Raw genomic sequence first — 20,936 nt, 5'->3', positions numbered from 1 at the left:
GACTTTATTGAAGTGTGATATTTAACGCGCCGTAATGATTTTCTTCTCCGGCATGACGTCATCCTTAACCTTATGCACGCTGTTATTATCAACGTCGGGCGACCAGTCAATAAATGAGGATATTTGCTGGCGCGGATACTCGCCGCACAGCCGTCCCATTATGCGCTGCGCCCGCCATGCATTCAGGCTCAGGTTGACGTCCGGCAGCCCGCGCTGGCCGCGTACCGCGTTTTGCACGAAGATATTATTTTGGCGGGGACCATCCCATACGATCGCAAAGTCATCATCAATAACGAATTCATCATTTTCATAATGAATCCGTTCTTTCAGTCCATTCAGGAAGTTTTTCTCCGCCGGCGCATAACCGGTTGCCCAGATAATAACATCAGCCACTATATGTTCTGCCTGTTCAACGTCCAAATGTTTATAATCAACCCGCCAGCGCCCCGATGATGTCTCTACCACATTACTTACCGAACGGCTGGTCATTAAATCGAATTCAAGTTCACCCGGCGTAATAAACCGGAGGCAATAAAGCTTCTGATAAATTGCCCGTAACGTTGACTCGGAAATGCCGTCGGACGTTAATATATTCTCTCGGTTGGTTTTCTGACGCAGGTGCAAAGGCAGTTTACTGAAATACTCCGAATAGCAGGGCATATAAAAATCGTTGGTGAACGTCGAGTCATCGATCGGGAAAAAATTACGCCGCCGCGACAGCCAAGTAATGCGTTCCGGGCGCTCGCTCGCCGGTTTCGACGACAGATCGAGAAATACCTCAGCCCCAGACTGACCGCCGCCGATAATGACCACCTGTTTCCCCGCGGTATTATGGTTTTTCTTCATATACTGGCTGACGTGGAACTGCGAATTATCAAGCAGCGGCGCCGCAAATTCCGGTATCCAGGGTTTGGTGCCTACGCCGACGGCAAGATGATCGGCGGTGAGTTGGCGCTTGTCGGTTTCAATGCGGAATACGCCTTCAAAATCAATGTGTAACACACGTTCGCCAAATGATATGTTGCGATTTTTCTCCGCCGCCCAGGCCATGTAATTGCGAAACTCACGGCGCGGGATCTCATCAAACTGTGCATTAAGAAAGTGGTAAATGCGTCCCTTCTCATGCAGATAAGACATAAAGGTAAATTTATTGGTCGGATCGGTCAGCGTACTCAGGTCTTTAAACAGTGAAACCTGCAACGTGGCGCCGTCGATCATTTGATCGTCGTGCCAGGAAAAGGCGGCTTTCTGGTCAAGAAAAAGATTACTGATTTCTGGCTTATCATGTAACAAAGAGGCCAGACTCAGATTTGCCGGCCCTGCCCCGATACCCAGCAGGGTATAATGAGAAGGTGCGCCGTTTAATGCCTGTTTCATAAATTCACCCTTATATGTTTGAGATAATTCATCCGGGATAATGAATTCGGGATCGTTAATTACTCGATAGCCTCACTGGACGTCATTGACGTACCCGCCTCCGTTTTCAACGGCGCCGTGGCCGGTTCTTTGACGCACGCACCGCAAACCAGGGCCGCAAAGATGGAACCCAACGCAATGACGGGCCAGAAGACCGTATCCAGCGACAGATAGAGCCAGCCACCGATAACCGGCCCCAGCGCGATCCCCAGACTGAACATGAAGTGAAAACTGCCCAGATAGTGGGACTTCAGATGCCCCGGGCCGGCGTTCGCCGGGAAAGCAAAGAAGGAAGGACCGGAGATGATTTCCCCCGACGACCAAATCAGTGTGCCGACGATCAGCGCCGCAGGCCCGATGGGAACGGCATAAAAGGCAACGCCCGCGCCAATCAGCGCAAAACCGAACGCCAGTACGTAACGTTTGTTATATCCCTGGGTGAACTTGGTGATGAACAGCTCAAAACAGATAACGATTATGCCGTTGAGCGATACCGCCAGGGTATACCAGAACAGTGCGATCCCTTTGTCTTCAACGTAGAGAGGAAGCGTGGTGATGTATTGCACGTAAACCGCGGAATGGCAGAAGGTCGCCAGTAAAAATAAGACGAAGCGCCGGTCGGCCAGCACGTCAAGGTAGCCGCCCGCGGCCGTTTTATCCGCACCTGCCCGCATGCTGATTTCTCCGACTTCGTTTTTTCCCGGCAGGGTCAGCATTGCCAGCATGGCATACAGCGCCGCAATAATTGCCTCTCCCCAGAACAGCAGCGTAAAACTCTCCCCGCCCCAGTGATAAAGGGCGTAGCCGATGAGCGGCGCTCCCGTCGCCCCGAGATTCAGGCCCAGGCGGTAAATGGCAAAAATCATCGTTTGCCGCTCCGGCGGCGTTTGCCAGGACAGCAATGCCGCGGAGGCCGGGCGGAATAATTGGGCGCACAGGCTGGCCAGCGCCACGACGATCAGGATGGAAATAAAGTGGTCAAGGTAGAGCAACGCCGCCGTCAGCACCGCGGTCGCCCCCATGCTGATCATGCTGGCAAGACGTGGCCCGAAGCGTTCGCTGATCGCGCCGCCGAGAAGCGTGCCGATAACGGCACCGGTGCCGTACACTGCTAGCGCAATGATGGTTTGCTGATGCGAATAGCCGAGCGACACCAGATACAGCACGATGAAGATTTGCAGGAACCCGGACAACCGATTGATCATCACGCCGAGCAAGACGACTTTTAATGACAGCGGGCTTTGCGACAATGTTTCCAGTACGCCCGGCGCGGACGATGAATTAGTCATGATATCCCTCGATATGCAACGTAATTTTTTCCCTGACCTGTTTTTCCAGCCGATCCAGCTCTTCCGCACTGCGCGCATCGATAAAAAAGACCACTGCGCGATCTTCCGAAGAGCGCAACGACTCCAGACGATCCCCGCGCTGTTTATGGACGAAAACGGCCCGCAGGGTGGGCTCATCATCCCGCTCGCCGGCCGGGACGACAGGCCAGGGATCGTTGTCGTTAAGCCAGGCGATCTCCGCTTCCGGCCAGTCTATGTGCACGTCCTTCAGTATTCCGGGGGGATGCTCCAGATACACCTGGCGTGCGATACGCACGGGCGCGGGTAAAGCGGCCGGTTCACCAAGCATGATGCGTAAAATAACCGGCTCGAGGGGTTGACCGTACGCCAGGTTATAAAGCGGTAAAATACCGTCACCCGGCGTACGCGAAGCGATTTCCATCAGCCAGGGACGGCCGTTGGCGTCTACACGCCATTCGGCATGCGCGATGCCATCACCGAAGTCCAGCGCCGTCAGAACCTTTTGCGTCGCTTCCAGCAGCAGCGCGCTGTTTTGATCGGGGTTAGGCACCGTATGCGCCAGTTCCACAAAGGTGTTCGAGTGGGTATCCGTCGTAACCTTATGGGTCGCAGAGGCGAATATCACCACACCGTTTTGCGACAGGGTTTCCACCGAATACTCCTGCCCCACGATTTTCTGTTCCAACAACAGCGTTTCATGGGCGGGGTAATCCGCCAGTGCGCGACTGGCCTGCTGCGGCGCATCGACGCTGATGACGCCGGAAGAGGAGTGACGGGTAGCCGGTTTAATGATCAGCGGATAAGCGAGCCCCTCCGTGCTGATGCGGTGGCGATGCTCTGGCGGCACCATCACTGAATCAGGACTGAACGCGTTAAGATAAAAACGCTGGAGATATTTGCTGCGACAGGTGCGCGTAGCACGCAGCCCCGGAGAGCGAATACCCAGGGCATCGGCGATAATGCCGGTCGGTTCCACCAGAGTCTCTCCTACTGCAAAAGCGCCAACAATCCGATAGTGCGTACGCCAGCGCTGTATGGCGGCAACAACGCTGGGGTTAAATGATGCCTCTCTGTCCAGCGATCCCTCTGCATACGCCACATCGGTAATCCGTGAGACGGGGCTGTCCGGATTACTGCGGGCTTCCTCCACCTGCCGACGGTAACTTTCCGGCGTTAAAACCAAAATATGCAGCCCGCGTTCGGCCAGCTGCGTCAGATAAAGCGAATTACGGCAAATAACCCAAAAAGCACCGGTTAAAACAAAAGCTTCAGGCAGCGGCGTTTTAGTATTCATCCAGGGACCTCAGTTAATCTCGGAAAGTGAGAATTCGGGAATACGGGCATTACCTGAAGGCAAGTAACGACGCTTATGTAAACGCTGATGCCAGTCCGGCATGTGCACATCCAGCGCGGAAACCATGCCGTGCGTGATGGCGCGCGCAACCGCGGCACCCGGGCAGCGATGACGGCCTCCGCTGAAAGAGAAATACGCCGCCATATTTCGTTCTGGCTGAAAAACATCAGGCTGCGCAAACCGGGCAGGATCGCGGTTTGCCGCCGCCAGCAGCAGCAATATCGTCTCATCCGCCGCGATCCGCTGGCCGAGCAGCGTCACCTCATGCACGGCGAAACGGCGGGTATTTTGTATCGGCGAGGTGTAACGCGCGGTTTCATCAATAAAGGCGTCGGCCGGTCCGCGCTGCCAGAGATCCGGATAACACCGAGCGGTCAGCAGCGTGTTGCCCGCCAGGCTGGCCGTGGCATCATAGGTTTGCGACAAGAAACCGATAGCATTGGCGATCAGCGGCGCACGTTGAGACCAGCCTTCTTCGCCGGCGCATCGCAGCAGTTCCGTCAGCAGAGAGCCATGGTGCGCCTGCGCGATTTGTGCGGAAAATCTCTCCAGCAGCGACCTTGCCGCAAGGCTGGCGCGCTGCTGGTGCTCAGGACCGGCGGCGGCGGGAATGCACAACACAAACTCCGCAATGAGCGCCACAACCTCCGGCACGTCCCGCGGTATGAATCCGCACAGCGTAGCGACGACGGCCGCCGGTACGGAAAACATCCAGCGGTTAATCTCCTCGCCGTCGCTCAGCGCCTGCTGCGCCAGTTGCCGGGCCAATTGGCTCACATACGCTGAATCCACCGTGGAAAAAGCGCGGATAATGACGGACTTAAGCCGCTGCTGATACTCACCTTCACGCATACGGACCAGTTGGCCGAAGACATCGCCGGCCGGCTGGCCGACAAGGCCGGGAGGAGCAGGCTGAGACACCGGGCGTACCTGCAGCACCGGGCTGTTAAGCACCGCGTCCGTCGAAGCGGCATCGCTCACCACCCACAGCTTAAGGGCACTGTCAAAATAGACTGGGGTCTCGCGGGTCAGCCGGGCGTAATATTCCCAGGGCGAGTCATGCTGAATCGCGCTGAGCGGGTTAAGTAAATCACTCACGATAAGTCCTCCCGGTTAATAACCCGCTGGGTATCCAGGGCAGAAGCGATGTTCATCAGTAAGGCTTCGGATGCGCCTTCATAAATGCGTAGTGGGCGAATTTGCCGATACAGCCGTTCCAATTGACTGCCCGCCACGATGCCCGCAGCCCCGAGAAGCTGCAGCGCATCATCAACGATTTTGCAGGCTTGTTCACAAGCGAAATATTTCGCGGCGGCGGACTCCCGCGCGAACGACCGGCCATCGTCGTGTTGCCAGGCGGCTCTGGCCGTCAGCAGAGAAGCGGCGGAAAGCGAAACCTCCATTTTGGCCAGCGTTGCCTGGGTCAGTTGCAGATCCAGCAGGCGTCCCCGGTAAATTTTGCGCTGCGCGGCATGCCGCAGTGCGATATCCGCCGCACGCCGGGCGAACCCGATCGCGGCGCTGGCGACCGTCATGCGAAAACGATCGAGAATATCTAGCGCGATGATGAATCCTTGCCCCGGTTGCCCCAGCAGGTTCTCCGGTGACACCCGGACATTGTCGAAACGCAGGTGCGACCATGACCGAGGAGCAACGGCGTCCAGCGGACGGGCGCTGACGCCGCCGGCGACAGCATCAACGATAAACGCACTCAGCCCCAGCGGCCCCGGCCCTTCACCGGTGCGGGCAATCACGATGATGTCACTGGCAATATCCCCTAGGGCAATCCACGCCTTCTCCCCGTTCAGCCGCCAGCCGCCCTCGCAGCGCTGTGCCTCCAGCGTCAGCGCGGCAATATCGGTCCCAGCCTGTAATTCGGACAAAGCAAATGCGGCAATGCGTTCTCCGCGCGCCAGCACGGGTAAATAGTCGCTGCGTTGCGCATCATTGCCATAGCGCTGAATCACGCTGGCGCTCAGAGATTGAATCGACCAGGAAAAATCAAGCAGATCGTCAAAATAGGCCAGCGTCTGCCGGGATAAACACATTCTGCGCGCATCGTTCGGCACCGGCAGCTCAGGCGTATTCAGGTGATCAAGCCACCCCTCCTTCCCCAGCAGATGCAGCATCTGACGGCTCTGCTCTGCCACCGGACGGTGACGTAATGACAGTAACGTTTCACGCTGCTGCTGGCACCACCAGTCCAATTCATGCACATATTGTTGGTGCCCCGGCGTGAAAAAAGGCAGCGACAGCAGCGTTATGTCGTGGCTAATGCATTGATTCACAAGGCATCCTTACATAAATAGTCATAAAACAATTAAATAAGTACTTCGCTGTATGTGTTCGCAGCGGCGGATACGTTATTTTTCAGGTCAGTTTCCAGGAACCACGCGAAAGAGGCATATCCCCGCCATATGCGGCGCCAGCGTTGCTGACGTTCGTCCGGCGTCATATTCGGCGGTAGGTCTTCCATGTAGGCGATAATCAAATCAACGGATTGCCGGGCATGGCCGGCGGAAAAGTTGTCGATGGTGAGGTGGGCTTCCTCGTAAATGGTGTCGAAGCCGTAGCGGCGCAGCTTCTGAATCTCGTGCATGCGCATTTCGCCCAGCCCCAGCATTTCAATTCCCAGGTTGTAGCCCAGCAGTTCTTCATAGAATGCATCCGGAAACAGGGACATACCCAACTGGTGCAAGGAGAAGTCGTAGATATCCGGTAATTCCTGCTGGTGGCAGAATTCAGGGGCGCGGATATGCGGAAGCATAATCCCCATGCTGTGCAGGACACGCAGGATCAGCGTAATATGGTTTTTCTCCACGTCACCGCGCCCCATTTCATCCGCATAAATGGCCAGCATCATGCCGTCGCTGCGGCGATGGCTGCGCAATACGCTACCGAAACGATGGGCCCAGGCGCCGTCAATCATGCTTCCCAGCGCCATCAGTTTCTGATTGAAAATCACGCTTTCACGATCGGGAATGGTCGTCAGCCGTTCCAGAGGGTTCACCAGTTTTTGCCAGTAAATCGCATCCGTTCGCGTCCGCAAGGCCTCTGGACTGTAATCGAACTCGCTGGCGTCGGTGTAACGCCCCTGCTGACCACAAGCAAACAGCGTCTGAGCCTGTTGCAGCGTGTCCATCACTTGTTGTTTGATCGCCGCCAGGTGATTGGCATAGTGTTCAATGTTCACAAGGCGATAAAACAGCGTGCGGGCCTCCGGCAACGATGGCGTTTCAAGCATGAACAGTGAATCAATGCGGGTACAACGATAACGATCGCGCCAGACAGCCGCCTGCGCGTCACCCGGTTCCCGGAAACGGCTCAGTGTAATTTCACGTTCGTGCTGTTGGACATCGGCAATCCAGAACGCCATGATTTCAGCCTCATGCTGACTGAAAATACCGAACATGGCGCCGCCGAAACGGATGGCCTGCATGAAACGGCAGCCCTCCGGCTTTGCGTCCTTTTGCCGTAAATACGGTGAGCGTTTAAAGGCGGTTAAAAACGCCGTCATCCCGGCGGCATCATCAACGCGCCATTGGCTCAGCGCTTTTTTCTCCAGCATGACCAGTTGGTGCTGTTTCCCCGCAAAAGGAAAATGGCGCGCCATGATTTCAGCCATGCGATCATCAGGCGTTCGGGCCGCAAGCTGTTCCCGTTGCGTCAGCAGCATGCCGACATGGCTCAGTTCCAGCTCCGTCGCCAGGCTGGCCGCCCGATAAAACCGTTGCAGATCCTCCTGACCACTCGCTGAGTCATTACAGGCGATTAACCAACCGTCCAGCAGCGTCGTGCACTGCGCGGCTGTCAGCGACGGCGGCATTTCCAGCAACGCATCGTCAAAACCGAGCGCGTAATAAGCGAAATGAATACCGGCAACTTCCGGCAGGTAGCTGGCGGGCAAACGGGAAAAAGCCAGCCAAAATACTGCCTGCCAGAGCGTCAGCGCATTGCTGTGCAACTGCGCTGGCGCGCCGGGTACGCCGACAAAAGGAAGGGTGATACCTGACGCGGCAAAGCGGCGCTGACGTTGTTGTTGCTGACTGAGGCTGATTTCGCCACAGCCCTTCAGCGTAAAGTGCTGGGCATTCAACAAGTTCACGACACCGGCAGGCTCGGTGGCGGGCTGGGACACCCGGTCAAGCCAGCATCCGGCCAACATCGAAAGCAACGCCCGTTGCTTGAGCAGGATACTGCGCTCTTCTTCATCACACCGGAGCAGCATGGCCACGGACTGCGCCAGCGTCGTTTTCGCCCGGGCTATATACGCCTCAAAAGCGGCGCGCTCCCATGCCGGCGACGGCGCACTCAGGAATGTCTGGATCAGCTGTAAGGCCAGAAGTTGCTGTGTTTCGCTTTCAATATCGCTGACCAGATTGCTGTAAAGTTCATGTACGTCCGCGCTGTCACGCAGCGCGATCAGCGCCGCGTGGGCATCAGGAGAAAAATGAAATTTTTCATCGGGCAGCGATGTGGTGTTATCGGTGAATGAGAAAGACATCAGGCGCTTCCTTTTCGCAGTAACAGTGAGGCTCTGGCACCGGGAATACTGACCGCCAGCTGATATAACGCTGTGTCGCTCACGGCCCCGTTATTCCGGGCATCGATAAAATTGATCAGCGGATCGGCGGCAAAGCAATGTCCGAAACGCGGGATATTGTCGGTATAAAGCTGCGTCCGCTGATAACCAGCCTGCATTTCATTCAACTGGCACAGGGGAAGATAAACGTTGCTGTGAAACAAACGGGTGATATCACCGAGCGTGATGCCCGCAGACGAAAATAAGTCCTGATTGACCGCTCGGACCAGCCCGGCTGAAAGCCCCTGATGCAGTTGGCTGAGATCCTGCCGCCCGCCGCTGGCAAGCAGTGTATCCCCCTGAGACGCATCATCGGCATGGCAAATCAGGCAGCTGGCGGCGCCATCAGAGAAAAGCGCGAAGTTCTCCATCCGCTGTCGTTCATCGCTGATGGCGTCGCTGGTGACGACCAATACTCGTCTTGCCTGGCCGCTGTGAATCAGGCTACGGGCCAGATGGATCCCTTTGAGCAAATTCGTGCAACGCCCGAGCGACACGCCGGCGATCGCCGACTGCTCCAGCCGCAGCTGGCCAGCGAACTCGCGCAAAAAATGCTGATGCGCCTCCGTGCCGCTTTGTAACGAAGAACTGCACACGATCGTCGTGTCGATGTCCTGCCCCGTGTAATCGGCTTCGGCGAGCGTCATCCGGGCCGTCTTTATCGCCATGTCTATGATGGAACCCGTTGTTCTGTAGATCTCCCCCCAGCCCCACAAATCTGCCTGCAGCGGCATGAAAAACTGTTTTGCCCGCGCCTGAAGATCCGCAAGTTCATGCCAAGCAAGCTTTTGCTCACCCAACACATACTGCGCAGCCAGTAGCTTGCTCTGCGAAGCAGCAACTGCGTTCAGCACGGGAGATCTCCGTTCTCAAGCAACTTAGCCACATCAAAATAGCCGACGGCGCGCTCGAGGAAGTGGCAGGTACCGTGCTGCTGTAGCTCCTGAAGCCCGGCAACGAATCCGCCCAGGGCGGCGCGGGATAGCGCCGAGCCCAGGCTGATACGGGTGACGCCCAGCGCAAACAGCTCCGTAACGGACAAACGATTGCCCGCGCCCAGAAGCGCATTTACCGGAGCGTCAACGGCCGCGCATAGCGTTCTGATAGCGTCGGCGTCCGGCAATGCCGGCGCGTAAAGTACGTCGGCACCGGCATCACGGTATGCCTTTAGTCTTGCGATCGTGTCCTTCAGGTCGCAGACGCCATAAAGATAGTTTTCCGCTCGCGCGGTAATGGTGAAGGGAAAGGGCAAACGCTTTGCCGCCGCGACTGCCGCTTCTACGCGGGCCACCGACGAGGCGAAATCCCGGATCGGGTTTGCCGGAACGCTGCTGTAATCTTCGATCGATCCCCCGACGGCGCCGCTTTCTGCGGCGGCACGGATGGTCTGCATAATGGCGTCAGCGTCGTCACCGAAGCCATCCTCAAGATCGATGGACACGGGAAGCTGCGTCACGCCAACCAGTGCCCGGGCATTTTCCAGCGTTTCTTCAAGCGTTACGGACTGTGCGCGATCCAGCTTACCAAGCGAAAACGCCAACCCGGCGCTAGTCGTCCCGATAGCCTTAAACCCGGCGTTTTGCATCAGAATCGCGGTTCCGCGATCCCAGGGATTCGGCATTACGAAAGGAGTTCCTCCAGTATGCAATTTTTTGAATCGTTCAGCCTTTTCGTATTGGCTCAAATTGTTAGGTTGCGTATTCGCCGTAAACATAAATAACCTCAGCAAACGTACACTTAAATAACTATGGAGTTATCGTCGATTTTTTTCCGGCTTTCGTGAACCATCTCACTGATGGCATTAATCATAATTTCCGGATGATCGTTAAAATAAAAATGATTCCCGCACACCTGTTTTGCACCGAGAAAATGCTGCGTATGTGACTGCCATTTCATCAGGCTGCCGACCGTAACATGCGCATCATGTTCACCGACGATAACCATGACGGGCACACTCACCGGCGCAGAATATTGATAGCGGTATCTGGCAATAAGCTTGAAATCGCGCTTTAATTTTTCGGCAACGATGTCATTAAGAAACGGATTGTGCATGAGGCTTTCATCAATGCCGTTGAAATAAGCCATTTCCTGAATAAACGTCTCATTATCCATTTCAGCCATTCGGATGATACGTGGTGAAGGTATTTCCGTCGGGCTCAGGCTGGCGGAAAGAAGCAATCCACCGGGAGGTGTCCGTAACTTTTTTGCAACCTCCCAGGCAAGTATTGCTCCCATGCTGTGGCCAAAAAGATAAAACGTCTTATCGCCTTCCCGTTCAATAGCGGCAGCAATATTTTCCGTCAGCAGATTGATATCGGTTGGGTACGCTTCGCCGTAGCGGCGTCCGGTTCCGGGTAACGTAACGGCCTTCATGATCAAATCGTCCGATAATCCGGACTGCCAGCGAAGGTAATCTTGCGCGTTGCCTCCCGCGTGAGCCAGGCAATAGAGCGCCGAATCATTTGACCGCGCTTCTCTGGCCGTCGTAAACCAATGGCCCTGTCCAAGCCCATGACTCATTCTTGCTGTAACTCCTGTTGCAGGCATCCCAATCATCCTTCGCTAAGCCAAATCTCACACACATCAATTCATTTAATGTTAATAAGATGTTTATTTCACAATCTTAACGTTGCATTTTGAATTATGTACATAAGGATTTAGCTGATGTAACCACAAACAAAACCTTATTAATTTATTTAATTTATTAAAATCAGCAAATTACAAAAGCGTGAATAAATAGATCAAAATGGAATAATAATGGTCATTGCGTAAAACTGATGAAACCATAGCCATTAAGACGCGGTAAGAGTCAACGAAGTTGTCATCCCTGATGTTAATTATGCTGCCTGTTTTTCCCGCTCCGGGTTCAGCGTGACCTCTGCTTTCCACCGCCAGTTCCGCGTCTCACGCAACCCGTGTTCCGGGTGACGCTCCCTGGCCTTACGGTACAGCGCATCTCTTTGCTTCAGCAGACCCTGGTCTTTGCCTGCATGCCTCTGCTCCGGCGTGACGGATGACTTATTGCCGCCAACCCGCATCATCACGCCGGGTAAAGCAAAGCCGCTAAATGTAATTGTGCCGCTTGGGATAGACGCCGTTTAAATAGTACTGACCGATGGCATTAACCTTCCAGCGCACCGGATCGTGCAACGTATGCGTGCGCGCATTACGCCAGTGGCGGTGCAAATTGAGCGATTCACGGGTTGAGCCGGTTCCGGCAAATTCAAAAAGCTTATTACTAGCCAATAACGCAATGTCGCTTGCCAGCACTTTTGCAATTCCCACGCGCACGGAAAGCCGGGCAAGATCGCCGTCGGTGCTGATTACCGTTTCATCCAGCTCTCCGGCTACCTGATCCAGCATCGCAGCGGCTGCTGCATAGCGGATTTCGAGATCGCCAATCCCCGAGATAAGATAGGGGTCATCACTTGCCTGCTCCGCACCGCTGTCAATCCACGGGCGGGCCGTTTGCCTGATATATTTTGTCGCCTCATCAATAGATTCCCGAGCAATCCCGATATCAATTGATGCATGAATCATTTGTGAGGCAGCACCTATCGGATGGACATCAAGAAATGCTTCGGTGAACGGAATGATATGTTCCTCATTTACTACAACGTCATTCAACAGCACGGTGCCGCTTGCCGTCACTTTTTGGCCAAAGCCTGACCAGTCCGTTTTAATCTCCATACCCGGCGCGTCCTTCGGGACAAATGCATGCATAAATACGCCGATGTCATCTTTGGCGACAATGCCTATCCAGTCCGCGTGTATGCAGCCCGTCGCATAATATTTCTTACCGTTCAGCCGCCAGGCCCCTCTTCCCTGCGTCAGCGTCGTCTGAATATCGGATGCATTCTTGCCGCCGATTTCCGACGCCGCCTGAGCAAATTTTTTACCCGCCAGGATTTCGCTAAAGAAAAACGTTTTCTGGGAAGGAAGGGCTACAGCATTGAGGAGATCAATAATATGAAAATGACTGCGGGGAATTTGCGCTATCGAGGGGTCGGCCGCCGCAATGAGGCGCGTTATCTGGCTGAGCGCTTTATAACCCAAATCAGGGCCGCCATACTCCCGGGGTACTGTCACGGCCCAAAGTCCGGATGACGCGTAGGCATCCACCTGCTCCGTGCTGATATGACGGGTCTGATCCCGCTCAGATGCGCTGTGGCGTAACCATTGTGCAATATCATTAGCATCAGACAACGACTTGGATAACAGTGGGCTTATCATCAATTTCATAGCACATGACTCCGGAGTGGTTACTTTTCAGAACAGGTATATTAATCGTTAATGAGATGTTCTTACTTAATTATTTCCGTTGATATCCTAAGGAAAATCCTGATCAGGCCATTTTCTGTTACGCCATGTATTCACGTATATCATGGTAAATACTAAAATCAGTTTTTCCTTGATATACCCTCAGCGAAAAACTCATATACAGGAATTATTGCTCCACTTAATATCCCTGCTATCAAAGATATAAAGCTCGGTGTCATATAACAGGGGGAATCAAGTGATTACCATTATGTCCGTATTCCTATTGGCCGGAATAGTGAAAGGTGTGATTGGGCTGGGGTTGCCGACGATATCCATGGGTTTATTAACCGTCGTTATGGCGCCGGCCAGCGCAGCCAGTTTGTTAATTATTCCGTCTCTGGTGACGAATATATGGCAACTCTTCATCGGCCCCGCATTTCTTAATTTAATTAAAAGGTTATGGGGATTTATCGCAGGGATTTTCATTGGCACGCTATTCAGTGTGTTACCCGGCTTAACGTCTACATCCTCATGGACTGAAGTGGCATTGGGTATCGTTCTTATTATGTATGGCCTTTGGGGACTTATTGCCACGAAACTCCCGTCCCCGGGTAAATCAGAGAAATGGCTTTCACCACTAGTGGGTTGTATTACCGGCACTATTACTGCTGCAACCGGCGTTTTCGTTATTCCAGCGGTCCCCTACCTGCAATCGCTTCAGCTAAATAAAAACGATCTTGTTCAGGCGCTCGGACTGGCGTTTACGGCTTCAACTATCGCGCTGGCGATACATTTGTCATTGGACAGCAAGCTGGATCACGTTGACTATTATTTATCCGCCATTGCGCTGATCCCAGCGATTGTAGGAATGTATGCCGGTCAATACCTGCGCAAGGTGATCAGCGAACTCACCTTCCGCCGCTGTTTTTTTATCGGATTAATCGCGTTGGGCGCTTATATGGCGATTAAGTAGCGGCTATGAATCGGTCGGGTGTTGCGCCAGGAAATCCACAAACTCCTTTATATAACCGGGAAGATCGGCGAAATCCCGCGCACAAATGATCAGTTTTCGGTCAGCCCAACGTTCTGACAGGCGGATAATTTTGCAGCTATGGTGATGACAATAACGCTCAGTGGCATGCCTCGGGATAATCGCGATACCGACGCCGCTGCTGACGACCTGCATAACGGCATCAAACGTGGTCATACGGACACGGTAATTAAGGCGGTGCCCCAACTTTTTGGCGTGATCTTCGATATGCTCCTGAAGCGCGCTCCCTTCGGATAATCCGATAAATTCGGCCGTGACGATCTCTTCAAACGTCGTGCTTTCGGTATCATGCCAACGGCCTTTTGCCGGTGCAAACACCACCAGTTCGTCATCACTGAAAGGGAGTGAGGCCAGTCCGTTCAACTGGGTCGAGTCGGCCACGATGCCTAAATTCGCCATTTGATTCTTAACTGCCGCGACAATGTCGTAGCTAAGCATCTCTTTAACGGAAATGGAAATGTTGGGATTACTGAGTAAATAAGGCCCGATCAGAGCGGGTAAAAATTCGCTCTGTGCCGAAGAGTTACATAATAGATTGATATGCCCGCGCAGCCCTTTGCCATATTGGTGCAATTCACTGCGCATATGGTCAACCTGCTGCAATACGATATTGGCATGGTTGACCAACGAATATCCCGCATCTGACAGCTTCACGCCTTTTCTCGAACGGCTAAACAACGGAACGCCGAGCTCGCCTTCCATACCGCGAATGCGCTCGCTGGCCGACTGCAAGGTCAGGTTTGACAGCGCAGCGCCGCCGGTGATGCTTCCAGCCTTATACACGTTTAGAAACAGACGCAAATCAACAATATCAAATCGCATAAAAAACAGACTCCCTCTGATATATAGCGCTTTATCCGACCTTTCATCACTGCTTATCCTGAGTCTGGAGCTTAACTACAGTGGATTTGCCCCTATAGATCCAGACGCTTTTTCCCGCCTACGTTTTTCATTATCCGACGGCGTTGATGTTCGCGTGGTGAACGGTAGCCCAATGCGCTATGCGGATAGTGTTCGTTATAGTGCTCGAACGCTATCGCCAGATTCGGTATCGCTATCTGGCTATCCGGTTTTGGCATCATGCCGATATAATCACGCTTTATCGTCTTTACGAAGCTTTCCGCTATGCCGTTACTTTGCGGACTCCTGACTGCCGTTGTTCGCGGTGTCAGTATCGCCGATAACCGTAAGTCGGTACATCGGCCACCGCCTGCTGGATACGCATCACCAACTCACCGTCATCAGTTGGACGATTCCGTCGCCCATCCTGCCAGGCGGGTTTACGATGGACAAGAACGGATAGCTGCGCACGCGACACGCCCAACGACTGACTCACCAGGGTAAGTCGTCGTCCCCGGGTAACAAGGGCGATGCGCAATCCATTTTTTTCCCGGCCATACTCCACGGCCTCTTTCAGGATCTCATTATCCATGGCCTTCTTGCCTAACAGGCGTTGCGGTAGAAGAACCCAGTCCAGCTGTAGTCCCCACTTGAATTTAGTCTTACCGTTTCATGGGGTTTTCTGCCCTTCTTTCCCTTACAAAAGAGACAATCCTGCCATGAAAAGACCCGCTATACCGAGGAATAAATCGCTTTATACGGAAGAAATCAAATGCTCCCCACCAAATCTCCTAATGTCACCATCAACATCATCGAATCAATCGGCGAAGGTTCAAACCCGACCCGCAGATAAAATTCCCGCGCCTCATCAGACAGTGCATGAACCAACATTCCACGAATACCGATAGTTTCTGCCACCTGAATCACCCGTAGCCCGGCATCCCGCACCAGTGCCCGCCCGACGCCCTGACCGTGCGATGATGTATCTACCGCCAAACGGCCCAACACCGCGATCGGGATCGGATCAGGCATATTGCGGCGAAAGCATCCAGGCGCGGCATTGGTCATCACAGCACTGGACGCCATCGAGTAATACGCCGTCACCTTCGAGTCGTCGCAGCAGACGAACGTTCGGGATGCGCCAGTTAGCTGATTTTTCATCGCCCGCTGTTTTAGCCAGTTGTCCATAGACTCCCCGCCGCAACAGAATGAGTATAAGACGTGTCCAGCCTGAAGAGGCCCAGGGGCTAAGATCAACTTTTCCGCTCCCACGGCGCAGGCGTTTGCATGGTTTTACACAGCGCGGCGTTCGGAGCAGGAGCTTGATCCAGACGAGCCAGAAATTCCTGATAGGCGTCCGGGTCCGCCATAATGATGCGCTGCTCGATCAGCGCTTCCTCTGCGGCGGCGTGCGCGGCCTCCAGCACAAAGTCAGTACGGTTTTTCCCTTTAACCTTCGCCGCTCGATCGATAAGATCGCGCTCGGCAGGTTTGATACGTAAATTCAACGTCTCACACTTGTCAGAAACGCCATTGGTCGCTGGCATGATGCAATCCTCCGGGCGGTCCTTAGATATTAATTATCCAGCACACGTAGCGCTGATGTCATTACGATTTAATGAAAGCATGGGGAATCGAACCAAAGGAACGAACCGGACTTATTACCGTGCCACCGACCCACCTTTTTGATCTACCAGCAAAAATACGGGTCAATCTGCGGGTCTTGACAACCGGCGGGGATAAAATTTATGATGGAATTCAATTTAATAGAAAACTGAATGACCCCGAGTCCGGGCACCATGATTTAAAGAAACCAGCCTAGCGGCTGGTTTTTTGCTTTCAAGGTATTCAGTTTTACTTAACTATATCCAGCATCCAGCTCCTCTATAAATTTTACCCCGTTAGCGGTACGTATCCAGCGCGGTGCTCGCAGTTCCTCGGCGAAATACACCACCAAATCAAACAACAACCCGGAAAGAATCGGCTCCATCTCTGGCGATAATGTCTGTTCCGACAACAACTGCGCTAGCGCCTGGCTGTACCCGCAGAGCAGATCGGCATCGGGCTCAAAGCAAAGTGAAGTCATGGGCCGGTCATCCACGGTCAGGCTGTCAATCAGATGAGGCGGGATGGGGTCGTCCAATGTCGAGAGCAACTGCCCCAGGCAATCGGTAAGCCGTCGGCAGAGTGCTTGGCGCTGCGCCGGATCGTCACTTTGTAGCAACGCGTCGGCCAGGTTTTCACAATGGCCAGCCAGAACGGTGAAATCGGTGGTTGAATCGAACGGGATGGAGAGTAACGCGTGAGTTTGAGTGGGGATAGTAGCCATAAGGCAGCCTCCAACGAGAGATTTATTTTCCCACCACTGAAGAGACCAATCTTGTGGGTGATGGGCTGAGCGGAGTTGGTCTTACCGGCCTCGTTGGCTGCCGGCGCACCTTGCGGCGCCCCCGCCCAGCCCACCATAGAATGGTAAAGCGATAAGTTATCGCCTCCAGAGCCGAACACATGACATAAAAAAAGACGCATATGCGCCCTATGTCGCCAACGAAGTAATTTCAGGAGACCAATCCCGACGCCTGATTTTGCAAGCGCAGCTAAAAAATACCGTTAACGACAACGCGTTGCAAGGGATTTTACCACGGTAAGCATGGCGTAACGCTAAACTGGAATGCGGCTTGCAAAATCATGCGGGCGCGCATGTGATCATGACGTATTCGTGTGGCAGCGAAGGATGCAATGTGTCGGTTTCCTGGCGTTATGCGTGGTGTGGTTCTACGCATAACATAGTCGGATTTTTAAAACGACAGGCGTTGTTGAATGAATCGGTATGACTCACCTACGTTCGGCTGTGCGACGGTGTGATGTTCAGTTCTTCATTCTACGCAAAGGTCCAATGCATTAATGCGACGGTCCCCTTCCTTCGGCCAGCGCCTCGGGCTGGTGAGCCGCGAGATGCTGTTGCGTGAATACAATCACCGAACCACCGCCGATGGAGTAAAACAGGCCATCGCTAATGCCGCCGCTGGCCGACCAGCGGTTGGTAAACATGCGGCTGGCCTTGGCGGGTGATCACATCGGCCACGCGCTGCGCCACCACCGCAGCGGACTTATAGCTATCCTGCTGGGTGACAAAACCGCTGCGGGGATAAATATTGCCCCACATATTGGCACTGGCCTGGCTACCCAGCTCACGCTGGCCCGGAACCAACGCCTCCGGATATAACGACTCCGGCAACCCGCTGCGCCAGACCAGGGCATCAAGGGAACTGGCAAAATAGGGTGTGAACGGCGCAGCGGCGGACTGACAGGAGTAACCGGCTATCTGTCCGCCAATCAGCGTTGTTGCCGGGTGGCCATAAGCGTCGGCATAAAAAAAGTGCAGGTTCTGCTTACGCAACCCGGGGGCTTTCATTTCCTGCTGACCGCCGCCAGTACTGGCGCCAGCCAGTGCGCCGGTGATGCTGCTTTCAGCCCCACCGGCCGCTGCGCTAACGCTCGACATTTCCGTCCAGGGGTTCTCACCGGGACCGCTATAGGCGGAAACAACCGCTTCGGGAATAAAATGCTCAACCTTAACGGAGGTTTTAACCGAACAGCCGAACGGCGTGCACAACAACCAATAACAAATGCCTTTTACCTTCCAACTGATGCACGAAACGCTGGCCGCACTGGTGACCAGACTGGCGGTGTTGATATTCGCCAGGCACAGACTGCTGCCGGCTAACAGGCTGACTAGCAGCACACGCCGAGAACTCGGGGGGATCAGGGTCATTGATTCACCTCCCGCCAGGCATTCATCTGCTGTGTGGCCAAACCAACATCGGTGGTGCCGTACACTACCCATTTATCGTCAAATACCACAGCCGGGTATTTTTCCAGGCCCAGCGACCAGGCTTTGATCACTCCCTGGTAGGCGCTGGCCAGTCGCTGCTCGCGAGCTTTAAATGACGGTGAAACCAACGATCCACGTACCTGAGTTTCAGCCAGTGCGGCATCGGACGGCAAAGAGCCAAACAGCTCAACCTGCTGGCGGTCCGGCGCATCGAGAAAAATAATTGAGGTATCGGAGGGCGTAAAGGATACGGGATGGGTGCTATCGGTGTAGATAACCGTGCCGGCGAATGCGCCTGCAGACAAGCACAGTGCGGGCAAACAACCGATGAGTTTGATCATGGTGAACACTCCTTAAGCGGATTACCCGCCTAAGGTGCGTCGATACGGCATTGACGTCAGTAAACAACTCTATATGTGGCTGAGAAAATTTATACGGCAGGATTTTTACTTTCCGCCCGCCACGGCAGATAATCTATCTCAGCATGAAAAGTTGTCACAAAGTGCCCTGACTCTTACTTGATATGGCATCCTTACTACTCTGGGTCCGATCAGCTCTGACTGTCAGCTCAGTGCCAAGACCGGACGTTTCTGACTTACTATATACTATTCAATCGAGAGCAGGTCATGTGCACCCTGGTAGATACTGTTGAGGATTGGACATGGATCACTTCTCAGATTTGCCAAAAAGATCTCTTGATAAAGTTCATGGTTGACCATATTTTAAACATGAGGAATTCCCTCTTAAACGTTAAGGAGAATTATCATGGGGCTTAAGCCTGGTCCAAAGCGAATTGCTGATTCGACAGGACAACCTGATCAACGTCAACGTGATAACAAAAAAACTCCGGGAAATAACCCAAAGGTAAAACCTAGCAAAAATCCCAAACCATAAAAACGTCACTAAGAAGTGAATAACACAAAAGCCTTTCGGGGCTTTTTTTGCATTTGCCAGCCCTTAAACATTCTTTACGCACACAGTTAAAACAGGCCTTAGGGCGAGTTGACCTAAGCCACCGGCTTGTAGGCGTACAAAATAGTTGATTACTGAAATAATGAAAACTTGCTTTATCATGATGCAAGTTAAATGGTTTAGTGCATATTCCCTGTCAAACGACTGTAAAAAAAATCGAAGAGAGTTCCTTTGTTGCCGACTGCAAAGTGCCATAAGCAGACGTTTCACATCTCTATTCAGGTGGCCAAATTCAGTAAACCACTTCACGCCGGAAGATGGTTAACAGGCGGTTCATAAGAGTAGTATAGTCGTAAGATTTTCTTGGTTGCGACAGAAGTTAACTATTGCCTGTATATATTGCTCGGAAAAATTATCGACTATTATTGATATAGTTGTCTATATAGTCACGACGGCTAATTGTATTCCCCCCCTAGAAATGATCCAATACCTAGAGGGCTACCTGACTGAACTACGGAAAAATCTAGGGGGATTTTGCATTCTTGATTTTTCAGAAAAATATACAAATACCCTTCCGCAAGCAAAGGTAATAATTGCACTTATAAAAATGAATAAAAATAAAAACCTATTACCGGAAAATGAAATTGATAATTCAAAATACGATAAGATCCAGCTTGGCAGTATATATAAAAATATAGCGGATAACGCGAAGCCAGCCATCATCCCGGTTTTAGCTTGCTCAACTCGTTCATTTTTAGTTAATCCGGGAACTACTTCTGCATGGCATCCCAAGCAAACAAATTTTCCGAGTCCAACAACCGTCCCACAGAAAGGACATATCCATCCCTCCTCTTGGTTTTCGCGAGAGCGTGATCCGTCAGTGGATGATGTTTTTTTAGGGAGACGTTTAATTTCACATTCAGCATCAAATTCAGCTTGAAATTTCCATTCATATAAACGTTGCACTGGGTAATTTAAATAATCTGTGTCAATGAAATGAGCACAAGTTTGGCATAACCAAATACCGTTTTCTGCTGACCTTCGTTGTTCTGTTGTCAGCGATGGGTCGAATCTTGCACCTCCTGGAGACGCGGCAGTAATATGAGCCGCGACGCCAGTCTTAGTTGATTTTTCTGGATGCGCATTTGGCCCGGAAGTTAGTACCCTACAATCAGGATTTGAACACCTGTTTCCAGCTCTGTCCTGTATTGCTCTTTTGGTTTTTTCTATAAACACATCGCTCATTTTTTACCCTCATTTTGATGCCAACGACATGCATGTAAATCAGCATAATGACCCTATCATTCAGGATAACTGATGGGCAATGTATCTGTCATTGGTAAATGGGATAATTATTAAAATCTGAGTATTATTAC

The 20,936-nt window shown here is 52.9% G+C and carries 19 protein-coding genes and 3 pseudogenes; 1 reads left to right on the top strand and 21 read right to left on the bottom strand.

From position 1 onward, the window contains the following. Positions 1-21: 21 nt before the first annotated feature. From SJI19_RS14155 to SJI19_RS14110, 10 genes are all read right to left on the bottom strand, one after another. A complete protein-coding gene (locus SJI19_RS14155) occupies positions 22-1,377 on the bottom strand; it encodes a lysine N(6)-hydroxylase/L-ornithine N(5)-oxygenase family protein (protein ID WP_323478914.1) in 1,356 nt (451 codons plus the stop codon). 59 nt (positions 1,378-1,436) lie between these two features. Continuing rightward, positions 1,437-2,705, bottom strand: coding sequence for an MFS transporter (locus SJI19_RS14150; RefSeq protein ID WP_323478913.1), 1,269 nt, complete (start codon positions 2,703-2,705; stop codon positions 1,437-1,439). After that, on the bottom strand, positions 2,698-4,020 hold the full coding sequence (locus SJI19_RS14145; protein ID WP_323478912.1) for an ATP-grasp domain-containing protein: 1,323 nt from the start codon (positions 4,018-4,020) through the stop codon (positions 2,698-2,700). The genes SJI19_RS14150 and SJI19_RS14145 overlap by 8 nt, the downstream gene beginning before the upstream one ends. A gap of 9 nt (positions 4,021-4,029) precedes the next feature. Beyond that, positions 4,030-5,178, bottom strand: a complete 1,149-nt coding sequence (locus SJI19_RS14140; RefSeq protein WP_323478911.1) for a cytochrome P450 — start codon at positions 5,176-5,178, stop codon at positions 4,030-4,032. Further along, entirely contained in the window at positions 5,175-6,368 is a 1,194-nt protein-coding gene (locus SJI19_RS14135; protein WP_323478910.1) for an acyl-CoA dehydrogenase, read from the bottom strand. The genes SJI19_RS14140 and SJI19_RS14135 overlap by 4 nt, the downstream gene beginning before the upstream one ends. A 32-nt stretch (positions 6,369-6,400) precedes the next feature. Further along, the gene (locus SJI19_RS14130; RefSeq protein ID WP_323478909.1) at positions 6,401-8,584 is read right to left on the bottom strand and encodes an iron-containing redox enzyme family protein; all 2,184 of its coding nucleotides are present in this window, start codon (positions 8,582-8,584) and stop codon (positions 6,401-6,403) included. Beyond that, positions 8,584-9,516 (bottom strand): hypothetical protein, encoded by a 933-nt coding sequence (locus SJI19_RS14125; protein WP_323478908.1) that lies wholly within the window; start codon positions 9,514-9,516, stop codon positions 8,584-8,586. Before SJI19_RS14125 ends, SJI19_RS14130 begins: the two co-directional genes overlap by 1 nt. Then, on the bottom strand, positions 9,510-10,376 hold the full coding sequence (locus SJI19_RS14120; RefSeq protein WP_323478907.1) for an isocitrate lyase/phosphoenolpyruvate mutase family protein: 867 nt from the start codon (positions 10,374-10,376) through the stop codon (positions 9,510-9,512). The genes SJI19_RS14125 and SJI19_RS14120 overlap by 7 nt, the downstream gene beginning before the upstream one ends. 23 nt (positions 10,377-10,399) lie before the next feature. Then, on the bottom strand, positions 10,400-11,209 hold the full coding sequence (locus SJI19_RS14115; RefSeq protein WP_323478906.1) for a thioesterase II family protein: 810 nt from the start codon (positions 11,207-11,209) through the stop codon (positions 10,400-10,402). Positions 11,210-11,725: 516 nt separating this feature from the next. After that, positions 11,726-12,904: an SfnB family sulfur acquisition oxidoreductase gene (locus SJI19_RS14110; protein ID WP_323478905.1), complete on the bottom strand. Its 1,179-nt coding sequence runs from the start codon at positions 12,902-12,904 to the stop codon at positions 11,726-11,728. A gap of 286 nt (positions 12,905-13,190) precedes the next feature. Between SJI19_RS14110 and SJI19_RS14105 the strand changes: the two genes are divergently transcribed. After that, a complete protein-coding gene (locus SJI19_RS14105) occupies positions 13,191-13,895 on the top strand; it encodes a sulfite exporter TauE/SafE family protein (protein ID WP_323478904.1) in 705 nt (234 codons plus the stop codon). Between the two features lie 3 nt (positions 13,896-13,898). Here SJI19_RS14105 and SJI19_RS14100 read toward each other — a convergent pair whose 3' ends face one another. The 11 genes and pseudogenes from SJI19_RS14100 to SJI19_RS14060 form a co-directional block, all read right to left on the bottom strand. Beyond that, positions 13,899-14,795: a LysR family transcriptional regulator gene (locus tag SJI19_RS14100; protein ID WP_323478903.1), complete on the bottom strand. Its 897-nt coding sequence runs from the start codon at positions 14,793-14,795 to the stop codon at positions 13,899-13,901. A gap of 92 nt (positions 14,796-14,887) precedes the next feature. Then, a pseudogene (locus SJI19_RS24870) lies at positions 14,888-15,145 on the bottom strand (integrase core domain-containing protein); the annotation flags it as partial. Then, the gene (locus SJI19_RS24865) at positions 15,142-15,405 is read right to left on the bottom strand and encodes a hypothetical protein (RefSeq protein ID WP_416347548.1); all 264 of its coding nucleotides are present in this window, start codon (positions 15,403-15,405) and stop codon (positions 15,142-15,144) included. The pseudogene SJI19_RS24870 and the gene SJI19_RS24865, both read right to left, overlap by 4 nt. A 176-nt stretch (positions 15,406-15,581) precedes the next feature. Continuing rightward, on the bottom strand, positions 15,582-16,070 hold the full coding sequence (locus SJI19_RS14090) for a GNAT family N-acetyltransferase (protein ID WP_323478902.1): 489 nt from the start codon (positions 16,068-16,070) through the stop codon (positions 15,582-15,584). Further along, positions 16,067-16,360 (bottom strand): DUF1778 domain-containing protein, encoded by a 294-nt coding sequence (locus tag SJI19_RS14085; RefSeq protein WP_323478901.1) that lies wholly within the window; start codon positions 16,358-16,360, stop codon positions 16,067-16,069. Before SJI19_RS14085 ends, SJI19_RS14090 begins: the two co-directional genes overlap by 4 nt. 311 nt (positions 16,361-16,671) lie before the next feature. Continuing rightward, the gene (locus tag SJI19_RS14080; RefSeq protein WP_323478900.1) at positions 16,672-17,142 is read right to left on the bottom strand and encodes a hypothetical protein; all 471 of its coding nucleotides are present in this window, start codon (positions 17,140-17,142) and stop codon (positions 16,672-16,674) included. 44 nt (positions 17,143-17,186) lie between these two features. Beyond that, positions 17,187-17,375, bottom strand: a pseudogene (locus tag SJI19_RS24860) (hypothetical protein); the annotation flags it as partial. Positions 17,376-17,714: 339 nt separating this feature from the next. Next, complete coding sequence (locus tag SJI19_RS14075) at positions 17,715-17,864, bottom strand: hypothetical protein (protein WP_323478899.1); 150 nt, start codon at positions 17,862-17,864, stop codon at positions 17,715-17,717. Beyond that, positions 17,836-18,588 (bottom strand): annotated as a pseudogene (locus tag SJI19_RS14070) (TIGR03756 family integrating conjugative element protein); the annotation flags it as partial. The pseudogene SJI19_RS14070 and the gene SJI19_RS14075, both read right to left, overlap by 29 nt. Continuing rightward, a complete protein-coding gene (locus tag SJI19_RS14065) occupies positions 18,585-18,989 on the bottom strand; it encodes a TIGR03757 family integrating conjugative element protein (RefSeq protein WP_416347547.1) in 405 nt (134 codons plus the stop codon). The gene SJI19_RS14065 and the pseudogene SJI19_RS14070, both read right to left, overlap by 4 nt. 1,069 nt (positions 18,990-20,058) lie before the next feature. Next, complete coding sequence (locus SJI19_RS14060) at positions 20,059-20,805, bottom strand: hypothetical protein (protein WP_323478898.1); 747 nt, start codon at positions 20,803-20,805, stop codon at positions 20,059-20,061. Between the last annotated feature and the right edge of the window lie 131 nt (positions 20,806-20,936).

This window comes from Acerihabitans sp. TG2 (assembly GCF_035013185.1).
GTDB lineage: Bacteria > Pseudomonadota > Gammaproteobacteria > Enterobacterales > Enterobacteriaceae > Acerihabitans.
Note: the sequence above shows the minus strand (reverse complement) of the source record. Positions and strands in the feature narration are given on the sequence as shown.

Bases quoted from the DNA above. Each gene is read 5' to 3' on its own strand.
- SJI19_RS14105 (WP_323478904.1), top strand. From the start codon at position 13,191: ATGTCCGTATTCCTATTGGCCGGAATAGTGAAAGGTGTGATTGGGCTG.
- SJI19_RS14075 (WP_323478899.1), bottom strand. From the start codon at position 17,864: ATGTTTACCAACCGCTGGTCGGCCAGCGGCGGCATTAGCGATGGCCTG.
- SJI19_RS14080 (WP_323478900.1), bottom strand. From the start codon at position 17,142: ATGGCTACTATCCCCACTCAAACTCACGCGTTACTCTCCATCCCGTTC.
- SJI19_RS24865 (WP_416347548.1), bottom strand. From the start codon at position 15,405: ATGGATAATGAGATCCTGAAAGAGGCCGTGGAGTATGGCCGGGAAAAA.
- SJI19_RS14110 (WP_323478905.1), bottom strand. From the start codon at position 12,904: ATGAAATTGATGATAAGCCCACTGTTATCCAAGTCGTTGTCTGATGCT.
- SJI19_RS14145 (WP_323478912.1), bottom strand. From the start codon at position 4,020: ATGAATACTAAAACGCCGCTGCCTGAAGCTTTTGTTTTAACCGGTGCT.
- SJI19_RS14060 (WP_323478898.1), bottom strand. From the start codon at position 20,805: ATGAGCGATGTGTTTATAGAAAAAACCAAAAGAGCAATACAGGACAGA.
- SJI19_RS14150 (WP_323478913.1), bottom strand. From the start codon at position 2,705: ATGACTAATTCATCGTCCGCGCCGGGCGTACTGGAAACATTGTCGCAA.
- SJI19_RS14100 (WP_323478903.1), bottom strand. From the start codon at position 14,795: ATGCGATTTGATATTGTTGATTTGCGTCTGTTTCTAAACGTGTATAAG.
- SJI19_RS14065 (WP_416347547.1), bottom strand. From the start codon at position 18,989: ATGATCAAACTCATCGGTTGTTTGCCCGCACTGTGCTTGTCTGCAGGC.
- SJI19_RS14115 (WP_323478906.1), bottom strand. From the start codon at position 11,209: ATGCCTGCAACAGGAGTTACAGCAAGAATGAGTCATGGGCTTGGACAG.
- SJI19_RS14130 (WP_323478909.1), bottom strand. From the start codon at position 8,584: ATGTCTTTCTCATTCACCGATAACACCACATCGCTGCCCGATGAAAAA.
- SJI19_RS14120 (WP_323478907.1), bottom strand. From the start codon at position 10,376: ATGTTTACGGCGAATACGCAACCTAACAATTTGAGCCAATACGAAAAG.
- SJI19_RS14155 (WP_323478914.1), bottom strand. From the start codon at position 1,377: ATGAAACAGGCATTAAACGGCGCACCTTCTCATTATACCCTGCTGGGT.
- SJI19_RS14085 (WP_323478901.1), bottom strand. From the start codon at position 16,360: ATGCCAGCGACCAATGGCGTTTCTGACAAGTGTGAGACGTTGAATTTA.